Genomic DNA, 10998 nt, shown 5'->3' with positions numbered 1-10998 from the left:
GGGTATGGGTTTGTTGTTTGAAGAAAATAGTTTTGATGGTAAAGATATAGAATTTAAAGATAAAATAGCAACAGATAGTACGGGGCGTTTTATGCCTTATTGGTCAAAAAATAATCAAAATGAGCTGAGCGTGTCTATTAATAATGGTTATACGCAAAAAGGTTGGTATCAAAAGACAAAACAAACCAATAACCCTGTTTTTATTCCTCCTTATTATCGAGAATTAGATAACACTAAACATCTCATTATTACAATTACTATCCCTATTTTAAATAAACAAAATGAATTTAAAGGTTTACTTAATATTGATTTGTTTTTAAATGCGCTTCAGGAAAAAATTAATCGGATAAAAATGCAGCAATATAATGATGCTTATATGACATTGTATTCTTCTCAAGGCATGGTGATAAGTAGCCAAAATGAGCAATATATTGGCTTACTGATTGCTGAAACAACTCAAAATCGGATGCTAATTAATTATGTTTTACTTGGCAAACCGTTTTCCATTCAACGCCATTCAACAACCTTAGATGCCGAAGTGATGACTTATGCAATGCCAATTAAGATCAATGACAAAATGAAGCCTTGGATTGTTGCAGCCAATATTCCTATGCAAGTATTACGGGAAAACTCTTATACTCTAGTATTTTGGATTATTGGAATCAGTTTGATAGCGGTTATTATTTCCAGTATTTTTATCTTTTGGTTTTCAAATCATTTAACTCGCTCAATATCTAGCTTAATCAAGGTCTCTGACGCGCTATCCAAAGGTGAATTAGAACAAACAGTCAAAATCCAGCAACAAGATGAGATTGCCCAAGTCTCTAATGCAGTTCATGAGTTCATTCAGCATTTAGAACAATTATTGCAAGAAGTTGAAACAGTCAGTCAAGCTACCAATCAAGGTGATTTTAAACAACGGGTTGTCTTGGATGATAAGCAAGGCTTTTTCCTACAACTTGCACAAATGGTGAATCAAACCTTAGATAATAATCTGAATTTACTTGAAGAGTTACAGAGTACATTCACAACCGTTGCTCAAGGTGATTTAACCCAACGTATTCAACAAGATTATGCAGGTTCATTACAGCAGCTTAAGCATGATGTGAATACAACGATCATCAAATTAGCGGATATTGTGCATTTGATTCAAACTTCAACCCGAGTTGTATTACAAACAATGGATGAAATCAATCGTGGTAATACCAGTTTAAGTCAACGTACTGAACAACAAGCGGCATCATTACAACAAGCAGCTGCCAGTATGGAACAAATGGCCGCAATGTTACAACATAATGCAGACAATGCAAATCAAGCTAAATCATTGGTTATTGAAGCAAAATCGCAAGCTCAACAAGGGCAAACAGTGGTTAAGATTGCGGTTGATTTTATGCAAGAAGTGAATAATAGCAGTAAGAAAATGGCTCAAATCATCAGTACGATTGATGAGATTGCCTTTCAAACTAATTTACTGGCATTGAATGCGGCGGTAGAAGCGGCTAGAGCGGGCGATCAGGGAAGAGGCTTTAGTGTGGTAGCCAGCGAAGTTCGTAATTTAGCCCAACGTACTGCGGGTTCAGCAAAAGAAATCAAAGAGTTAATTGAAAATAGTATCACCCATATTAGTGAAGGTACAGAGCTGGTCAATCAATCAGGCCTGACTTTAGAAGCAGTGATGACTTCGGTGTTAAAAATGAGTGAAATTATTTTAGACATTGCCAATGCAACACAGGAACAATCTGACGGTATTAATCAGGTCAATCGTGCAGTTTCTCAAATGGAGGGAATGACGCAACAAAATTCCGCTCTAGTTGAACAAGTCACCGCTTCTAGTGAATCTCTCAAAGAGCAATTACAACAATTGCAAATCCCCATTGGTTTTTTCTCAACCAATACAGCTCAAGTTCAGACTTTATCCAATAACCAAGACGCTGACACACTCAAAGTTCAAAAACAAACTAAGCAGGAAAAAATAGAAGTTAATTCTACTGATAAAAAAGCACGGCTCAAGCAGCTTCTGTCTCGAAAACCATTATTGCCAACGAAGCCTTCTGAGATGGCCAGTTTAAATGCAAACCCAGATGATGAGGAGTGGGAAGAGTTTTAGGCTTGCTTATCAATCAGGATCGATTTTTTCAAAAAACCGCAACCTATTCTGAAATGGATTAAACCCAGTCAAATCGTTAGATTAGAGAAAAACACCGTAACCATGGTTTGAATCATTTTTAAGATATACAAATTATTGTGCATTTCGAACCAGACAGTATAAACTTTAGTTTTATTCAATATCTGTTTAGATTCCATAAATTCTATGTACTTAAAAAACAAAAAAATTCTGATTGGTATGACGGGTAGTATCGCAGCTTATAAAATTGCTGATTTGGTACGACGCTTAATTGAACAGCAAGCCCAAGTACGGGTTGTGATGAGTCACGCCGCCACCCAATTTATTACACCGATGACGATGCAAGCGGTCTCTGGACATAAAGTTTATACTGATTTGCTTGATGCTGAGGCCGAAGCAGCTATGGGGCATATTGAATTGGCTCGTTGGGCGGATATTGTATTGATTGCGCCTGCCAGTGCAGATTTTCTAGCTAAATTGACTCATGGAATGGCTGATGACTTGTTGTCAACGCTATGTCTTGCCACCACTGCACCGATTGCGGTTGCGCCTGCGATGAATCAACAAATGTGGAAAGCCGCTGCCACTCAAGCCAATTGCCAGACTTTACAACAACGTCATATCAAATTTTTTGGACCTGCTAATGGTTTGCAAGCTTGTGGAGAAGATGGCTTTGGCCGCATGTTAGAGCCATTTCATATTATTGATTATTTGCACAAACAGTTTACGCCACAGTTGCTTACAGGCACACACATTGTGATGACAGCAGGGCCAACTCGGGAAGATATTGATCCTGTACGTTTTATCAGTAATCGGAGTTCGGGAAAAATGGGCTATGCGATTGCGAAAGCGGCACAGCTTATGGGTGCAAAAGTCACGCTCATCAGTGGTCAAACTTGTTTGGCGAAACCGCTTCAGGTGAATACTGTGGATGTCTATAATGCGCAAGACATGTACGATGCTGTGATGCAATATATTGAGCACGCTGATATTTTTATTGCTACGGCCGCCGTTGCAGATTATCGCCCACAACAGCAGGCTGAACAGAAAATCAAGAAAACGAAAGATGTCATGAGTATCGAGTTAAGCAAAACCACCGATATTTTGGCCAGCGTTGGTCATCTGCAAAATAAACCCTTTACGGTAGGATTTGCCGCTGAAACCCATGACGTGGAAACCTATGCTAAAGATAAAATGGCGCGTAAAAATTTGGATATGATTGCAGCTAATTTAGTTGGGGTTGAAAATGCGGGTTTTGAGAGTGATAACAATGCGCTAACGGTGTATTGGGATAAAGGTCAGCAGGATTTGCCGCATGGTGCTAAAACTAAGTTGGCTTATCATTTGGTTGAGTTGATTGCACAATGTTATCAACAAGCTACTTTGGCTTAGGTTTTTCTGATGTTAGCTTTTGCCGAGTCGCCGATTCAAGCCATTCAATTTAATCAGCAACGTTATTGGATTAAGCGTGATGATTTGTTGCACCCGTTGTTTAGTGGTAATAAAGCCCGAAAATTATATTATTATTTGACTCAAGCATTGCCGCATATTCAAACGCTGGTTTCTTATGGTGGTAATCAGTCTAATGCAATGTTATCGCTGGCGGCTTTGGCTCAGTTGAAGCAATGGCAGTTTATTTATTATGTGAAACCATTACCCAAAACTTTGAAGCAGCAACCCATCGCTAATTTAAAACAGGCTTTAGAGTGCGGAATGCAGTTGATTGAAACTCGGGAATGGCCATCGACTCGACAATCATTTGATGAGCATACGTTGTTTATTCCTCAAGGGGCGGCTGAAACGTGGGCGGAAATGGGGATTAAGCAATTGGCGTTGGAGTTAAATCAATTTGTGGGTCAGAACAGGTCGCAGCAATTTGCCGTGTTTTTGCCTTCGGGTACGGGTACGACCGCCTTGTATTTGCAAAAGCATACGGATTTAACTGTGGTCACTACGCCTTGTGTCGGGGATGCTGATTATTTGCAACAGCAATGGCAACAGTTAGAGCCTGCTTGCACCCATGTTCCACAGATTATCGAAACGGATAAAAAGTATCATTTTGGGCAACTTTATCCGCAGTTTTACCAACTTTGGCAGCAATTAACTCAGCAAACCCAGATTGAGTTTGATTTATTATATGATCCAAAGGGTTGGATGGCTGCACAGCAATTGAGACAAGTTTGGGAAGGAGAGCTTATTTATGTTCATTGTGGTGGTATTTTGGGTAATGAGAGCATGTTAAGGCGTTATCAGCGTAAAGGAATGATTTGAAATTGTAACTTGGTTTCCCGTCTTTAGATAAAAAAATCTTGCTCATCCTTCAATCCGTTTAATTCTGTTCTACTTTCTCAAAGTATTCACGAATGGCTTGTTGTCCTTGCTTGATGATTTCAGGTGGCGGGGAGGTTAAGGGGTTATCTCCTATTGCTATGCCTTTTTTGATAGAGTTAGTCTTCCACTTTATTTCTAGATTTAATTTTAAGATTTCTTTTGGTAATTGGCTGATTTTATTTGAATCTAGGTACGCTTTTTGTAATTTATGCAACTGTTCAAACGATGCTGGCAGCTCTTTTAGTTGGTTATTATCTAATCTTAATTCACTCAAGTTTTGCAGTTGCCCAAACGACGTTGGCAGCTCTTTTAGCTGGTTACTAGATAAATATAAATAACTCAAGTTTTGCAGTTGCCCAAACGACGCTGGCAGCTCTTTTAGCTCGTTTTTACTTAAACCTAATACACTCAAATTTAGCAGTTGCACAAAGGAGTCTGGGAGTTGTTCAACTTTGTTGCCAGATATGACTAAAAATTCTAATTTTTTAAGATTAAATAAAGCATTAGGAATAGAGTTTAAATTACATTGAGACAAATTTAATTGAACCACATCCTTATTTTCATTGAGTACATAGCCTATTTCTGAAATTTTTTCAAAATTGGTAAATTTCTCTAATTTTCTACCAATTTCTTGTTCTAACTGTTGAATGATTTCTAAATCAGTATATTCTTTCTGAACTTGCGGAGCTGATTGAGACTTTACCTGTGTATCAAGCTGTTTTTCTATAATCTGAATGTCTTCATCACTCAAACCTAACATTTTTTGAAAATCATCCAATTCAATACGAGATGCTTCAGAAATAGGCTGAGCTTGTGCAAGTGCATAAATTAAAGCCTCTTGATATTCCTCTAAATTTTCCTGATGATATTGATAAGGTACTAAAACCTCTTTTTCTATTTGCTGTGCTTCTGCTTCATTTATACCGAATGTCTTACAATTCCGATCCAAAATTTTCCGACCAATCGGTGAAATACGCCCTTTTCCTGTTTTAACATACTTTAAAACCTGTTCTCGATAACGACTCAAAGCAATAGTCATAGGCGCTTTAGTCAAATGAATTTTATAACCATCTTCACTTGAATAAATCTTTGGATTCATGCCATTAGCTTCTGCCTTCACCCGCTGCTGGGCATAACTATGCGCCTCATCCACAGAAATCCAACCATCCTTATCACTATCCGCACTGCCCGTTTTAATCCCCTCTAACAAATAATCCGTATAAACCGACAACTCACCCTCTTCACGCTCATAAGACAACTCCACCGCACTCGAAGAAGTCAAAATCGCCCGACCTTCACCACCTAACTCACTTTCCAGATCAATCTCTTGACCACCATCTTTTGCATTCAAACCCTCAGCAAATGCACCACTGTAACAACAATCTAAAATAATCACTTGGCGTTTAGAAGGACAATATTTTAAAAAACTGTGAATAGCAACTGAACTAATGGCAGTTGACTTAACCAATTCAATGTCAGATTTTTGCGTATTATAGGCAGTTAAAAACAAATGCCCTGAACGAAAATCCTTCACCCCATGCCCAGAAAAATACAATAACACCACATCCTGCTTCGCACGTCGGGTTGAAAAAAACTGCTCAATCGTCGTTTCAATCACGGTTTTATCAGGATTAGTCAACAACTCAACCTCATCAAAACCACCCATATCAACATCTCGCAACACCTCAGCAACCGCCTCAGCATCTTTAGTCGCACGCAACAAAGGCTTTAACCCCCCGTCACCCGTAGCTTGAGGATAATCACTGACTCCAATAACAACCGCATATTTTGCCATAACTAAAAATAAGCTAAAAAAAGATAGAAATGATTATAACTTGGATAAATAAAAGCCTCTATGCAAAAAAGAGTATTTCTTATCCTCAGTTTTCTTTCCAACCGAAATTCCGCCAAAATATTGTTAAACTATAAAAATTGCCCCACTATACTTTACATTATTGCTGAGCTGAAAAAGCCATTGAAACCAAAGAACAAACTGCTATAAATAAACTAAAAGCAGAACAACTGCAAAACGAAAAGGCACACCATCATGAGCAAATATTTCAATCCCTATACCGACTTTGGTTTTAAAAAACTGTTTGGTGAAGAAGCCAACAAAGACTTGCTCATTGATTTCCTTAATCAATTAATGCCAGCGCACCATCAAATCGCAGATTTAAAATTCAACAACGTCGAACAACTACCCAATACCACTATAGAACGCAAAGCCATCTTTGATATTTCCTGTACCAGTATCACAGGTGAACGCTTCATCATCGAAATGCAAAAAGCGAAAACCCATTTTTTCAAAGACCGTGCGCTATTCTACGTCACCTATCCAATTCGAGAACAAGCCGAAAAAGGCAAATGGTCATTTGAACTCAGCCCGATTTACTTCATTGCCATCTTAGACTTCCAATACACTGAAACCGAAGAAAAACTCAAATTCCGCCGTGACGTGATGCTCAAAGACCAAGACGGTGAAATCTTCTTCGACAAACTGAATTTTAAATTTTTACAAATGCCCCTGTTCAACAAGCAAGCCCATGAATTAGAAACCCACTTTGACAAATGGATTTATTTCCTCAAAAACCTAGACAGTTTCGACCAAATCCCAGAAATCTTAAATGAACCTGTTTTTCAAAAGGCGTTTAAAACCGCAGAACTATCAAACCTAAGCCAAGAGCAATACAACTTTTACGAACAAAACCTATTGGATTACAGAACCAATCAAGCCGCTTGGGATACTGCTTGGAATGATGGCGAAAAAGCGGGAATAGAGAAAGGTGAGAAGCTGGGAATAGAGAAAGGCGAGAAGCTGGGAATAGAAAAAGGTGAAAAAATAGGGCAAGTTAATTTATTAACCACTCTATTGCAGCATCGTTTTGGCGAATTACCAGATTGGGCAACAACCAAAATCAATTATGCTCCATCCGAACAATTACAACAATGGAGCTTAAAAGTCTTAAGTTCTGAAACCTTAGAACAAGTCTTTGAGGCATAAGAACATCATTTATCAATGAGCACTGAGATATTGTTATTTATAAAAAGGCGATATAATTACGCGAATAACCCGTTTAATACTATGGATGATGAATGAGATAACTTGGCTAATTAAAACAATAACTTGAACAATAGCATCAAGAATACATATCAAATCCCACAACACACTTAAGCCTGTACTCAATTTAGACGTACTGCGTTTTTGTTCGATAACTTGTTGAGTTGAATTAGGGCGAGTTTCATCGTCAACAGCTTGACTGATTTGATTTGTTTTTTTTATATCTGACATGATGTAACCCAATAAGTGTGAATTTAAAGTGTGTACACTCAGCAGCATACACACTTCAATATTTTATAAGCTCAACATCTCCAACCCTAAATCAGCAATACCTTCAAGATTTTTCGCATTACTCACCACCACTATATTGGCTTTTTCAGGATGCAAATAAGTTTTCGCCACCCGCAATAAATCATCCATGGTCACTTTTAAAATCTGCTGACGGAATTGGCGACGTTGCTCTGGCGTTCTGCCATGTAAACTATTGAAAAATGTGATCGCTGCTTCTCCAGCAGGTGAGGCAGGACGGTCAATTTGTCCAATAATACCTAAAATGGCTTCTTCTAAAGTACGAGGTTCGTGCTCTGTTTCTTGTAACCAAACCAATGCATTATCAAAATCTTGCAAAGTCTCAGCTAAACGCGGGTCACGATAAGAGAAAAAGCGGAATGAGCCACTATCACCATGATAATTTGCACCGCCACCATACGCGCCACCTTGCTCTCGAATGGTACGATGCAAGAAACCATTGCGTAAAAATACCCCTAACACAATCAACGCAGGCGCATCAGCATGAGCAGGATTGACTGCTGGATAAGCTTTAGCGCAGAAATTGATTTGAGTATTCACCGCCCACGCTTGTTTAATTTGCTGCAATGAAGCCGTTGGGTGCAATGGTTCAATCTGTTGTTGATTCTTAAACTCTTTCCAAACCGTGGCCAAATTAGCTTGCATGTCTGCCTGATGTTCATCATCACCAATGGCAAGTAATTGACTTGGAGAATTGAGCAAAATGGTTTGAATCTGTTTTAATTTATCCGCAAAAGCTTGCAACGCATCATCTTGCTTCAATGATTCATCTAATTGTCGAATAAATTGAATCCCGACTAAACCTTGCCAGCGATGGGTTAAAGCACTGCACGGGCTCAAAGTACTGGTTGAAGCCGTCATGGCTAAAACATGTCCACGATCGGTGATGCTGTTATCCATATCGCTACGAATTTGATTAATTAACTCGCGTAAATGCTCTAATTCATCGAATCGAGCTTGAGTCAATGTATCATAAAGCAATTGGACTAAATGTTGTTGATTTCGCGCTAAAGCTTTGCCAGACAATGAGAAAATGCCGCGAACTTTTTGTACATTATCAATACAACCACGTACTGATAAACTAGCACCCAATCCACCTGTGACCAAGGCTTGCCATTCTGCAGCTTGACGGTAATCTTTATCGGCATAACCTAACTCAGTCAGGCAATCGCAGAATAAAGGCAAAATATCCAACAATTCAGGTTCAAACTGCGGTAAATCAATCACAATGCGCTGATAAACCATGCCATTTGTGCCACTGGTAAACCACGTCATAGGTAAATTCGCAATTGTTTGGCTTGTGCCTTCCAAAATAGGAATATCTGTCGGCACATCATCCAATGTCACTTTGGGTAATAATTCAGGATCATCTTGCTGCTGTTGGCGTTCCTCTAAAATCTGTGCGCGTTGTAAAATCTGCGCTTTTTGCTCTTCAGTTAATTGTTGCTTGATCTCTGCTAAACGAGTCTGTTCCTGTTCAAGCTGCTGTTTTGACAATGTACGATCAGGTGACATCGTGACGCGCACACGGTGTGGATTATCCAGTAAATAACGTCTGACTAAGCTTGGAATAAAATCAGGATTTTGGCAATCTTTGCGTAATTCTTCTAAAACAGCATCAATATCTAATGCAGAAACAGGATTACCATCATATAAGGCCATTGATAAACCTTGTAACATGAGCTGTAAACCATAAGGAAAACCGCCACCTGTGATTTCACGTTGATGTAATTCTATTTGATGTAACATAGAATCAACCAATGATTGTGGCACGCCGTTATCAGCAATATCTTGCAATACGCCCATAATCAACTTTTCAACTTCGTCCGCATGTTCAACTTCTGAACCTTCTAAGCCACACGCAAAGCTAGATTCAAATGTATTGCTATCAAAACCTGATAAAGATGACGGTGATAAGCCTAACGAAGAGGTTTCCAAAGCATAACGCAATGGTGATGAGCTGTTATCAAGCAAAATACCTGATAGTAAATGTCCATTAATCGCTTCACGAATGTCACTGCTATTATTCAGCAACCATGACAACAAAATATGGGTTTTATTATCCGTATTTTCCTCATCAAAGGTGTAATGTGCTTCAACTGTTTTAGGCTCAGTTAAACGTTGTTCTTTTGGAATTTTTAAATGAGCGGTATCGATTTTATCAAAATGCTGCAATGCATACTTTTCAAACATGTCTTGATGCTGGTCTACATTATAATTGCCATAAGTCATAAACACGGCATTGGACGGATGATAGTGTGTCGAGTGGAATCGCTTAAGCTGTGCATGAGTTAAATCAGGAATATCTGACGGTTCACCACCACTGTTGTAGTGATAAGTTGTGGTAGGGAATAAATGCGATTGCACTGTCTGATGGACTTGACGTAATGGCGAGCTCATTGCCCCTTTCATTTCATTGAATACCACCCCTTTGTATACTAATTCCGAATCAGAATTTTCTTTTTCAGCGAACTCTAAACGATGCCCTTCTTGTGCAAAATCCAGCTCATCCAAGTTTGGGAAAAAAGTCGCATCCAAATACACTTGCAATAGGTTAGTAAAGTCTTTTTTATTCTGGGTGGCAAATGGATAGGCTGTCCAATCGCTGCTAGTGAACGCATTCATAAAAGTGTGTAATGAACGGCGAATCATCATGAAAAAAGGGTCACGCACAGGATAACGCTGACTGCCACATAAGGTTGTGTGTTCTAGGATATGTGCAATCCCTGTTGAGTCTTGAGGCACAGTTAAAAAAGCCACTAGAAAGGCATTGTTTGTGTCTTCAGAAGCTAAATGAATGTGGCGTGCGCCCGTTTTTTTATGTTCATATTCTTGATATTCAACATTTAAATTGGGCATATCAACGGTACGAACAGGCTTAAACGCTGGGTGACTCATTCAATTTTCCTAATTTTTATGGCGGATTGGACTTATTATGTGTTTGTGAGCTAAGCAATTCAAGAGCATCGTTTATTTAGTATTATAGTCAATTCTGGTTTATGTATTAGGACTGGCAGTCCTTTTATACTTTAAATATCAATCAGTTTTAAAATTGAGGACTGCCAGTCCTGTATCACTTTAAAATAAAACAACTATAACAACACACGACAGCAGTTTATACTCATATATGAGTCATCCTCAATATTCAAACATTATAATGAATAAAAAACCGATT

General features: G+C 38.7%; 7 protein-coding genes. 4 read left to right on the top strand and 3 right to left on the bottom strand.

Annotation, left to right across the window (positions count from 1 at the left end; translation table 11 throughout):
* The 3 genes from ABXH34_RS14805 to ABXH34_RS14795 all read left to right on the top strand — a co-directional run.
* A partial coding sequence (locus ABXH34_RS14805) for a methyl-accepting chemotaxis protein (RefSeq protein WP_353572662.1) occupies nt 1–2107 on the top strand: 2107 nt, incomplete at its 5' end.
* Between the two features lie 204 nt (nt 2108–2311).
* Nucleotides 2312–3517 (top strand): bifunctional phosphopantothenoylcysteine decarboxylase/phosphopantothenate--cysteine ligase CoaBC, encoded by a 1206-nt coding sequence (gene coaBC / locus ABXH34_RS14800; protein ID WP_353572661.1) that lies wholly within the window; start codon nt 2312–2314, stop codon nt 3515–3517.
* A 9-nt stretch (nt 3518–3526) separates the two neighbouring features.
* Nucleotides 3527–4396: a 1-aminocyclopropane-1-carboxylate deaminase gene (locus ABXH34_RS14795; protein WP_353572660.1), complete on the top strand. Its 870-nt coding sequence runs from the start codon at nt 3527–3529 to the stop codon at nt 4394–4396.
* A 58-nt stretch (nt 4397–4454) separates the two neighbouring features.
* Here ABXH34_RS14795 and ABXH34_RS14790 read toward each other — a convergent pair whose 3' ends face one another.
* Nucleotides 4455–6251, bottom strand: a complete 1797-nt coding sequence (locus tag ABXH34_RS14790; RefSeq protein ID WP_353572659.1) for a caspase, EACC1-associated type — start codon at nt 6249–6251, stop codon at nt 4455–4457.
* Between the two features lie 252 nt (nt 6252–6503).
* On the opposite strand from ABXH34_RS14790, the gene ABXH34_RS14785 reads away from it, so the two are divergent.
* Nucleotides 6504–7457, top strand: coding sequence for an Rpn family recombination-promoting nuclease/putative transposase (locus tag ABXH34_RS14785; RefSeq protein ID WP_353572658.1), 954 nt, complete (start codon nt 6504–6506; stop codon nt 7455–7457).
* Nucleotides 7458–7490: 33 nt separating this feature from the next.
* Here ABXH34_RS14785 and ABXH34_RS14780 read toward each other — a convergent pair whose 3' ends face one another.
* Both ABXH34_RS14780 and ABXH34_RS14775 read right to left on the bottom strand, forming a co-directional pair.
* Nucleotides 7491–7745, bottom strand: coding sequence for a hypothetical protein (locus tag ABXH34_RS14780; protein ID WP_353572657.1), 255 nt, complete (start codon nt 7743–7745; stop codon nt 7491–7493).
* 63 nt (nt 7746–7808) lie between these two features.
* Nucleotides 7809–10721 (bottom strand): insulinase family protein, encoded by a 2913-nt coding sequence (locus ABXH34_RS14775; protein ID WP_353572656.1) that lies wholly within the window; start codon nt 10719–10721, stop codon nt 7809–7811.
* Nucleotides 10722–10998 lie beyond the last annotated feature (277 nt).

The organism is Candidatus Albibeggiatoa sp. nov. BB20 (assembly GCA_016744725.1).
In the GTDB taxonomy this organism is placed as follows: Bacteria; Pseudomonadota; Gammaproteobacteria; order Beggiatoales; family Beggiatoaceae; genus Albibeggiatoa.
The sequence above is the reverse complement of the archived record's forward strand: the minus strand, read 5'-3'. Positions and strand labels throughout refer to the sequence as shown.

Coding starts and splice junctions, on each gene's coding strand:
- coaBC (WP_353572661.1), top strand. CDS start 2,312: ATGTACTTAAAAAACAAAAAAATTCTGATTGGTATGACGGGTAGTATC.
- ABXH34_RS14795 (WP_353572660.1), top strand. CDS start 3,527: ATGTTAGCTTTTGCCGAGTCGCCGATTCAAGCCATTCAATTTAATCAG.
- ABXH34_RS14790 (WP_353572659.1), bottom strand. CDS start 6,251: ATGGCAAAATATGCGGTTGTTATTGGAGTCAGTGATTATCCTCAAGCT.
- ABXH34_RS14785 (WP_353572658.1), top strand. CDS start 6,504: ATGAGCAAATATTTCAATCCCTATACCGACTTTGGTTTTAAAAAACTG.
- ABXH34_RS14780 (WP_353572657.1), bottom strand. CDS start 7,745: ATGTCAGATATAAAAAAAACAAATCAAATCAGTCAAGCTGTTGACGAT.
- ABXH34_RS14775 (WP_353572656.1), bottom strand. CDS start 10,721: ATGAGTCACCCAGCGTTTAAGCCTGTTCGTACCGTTGATATGCCCAAT.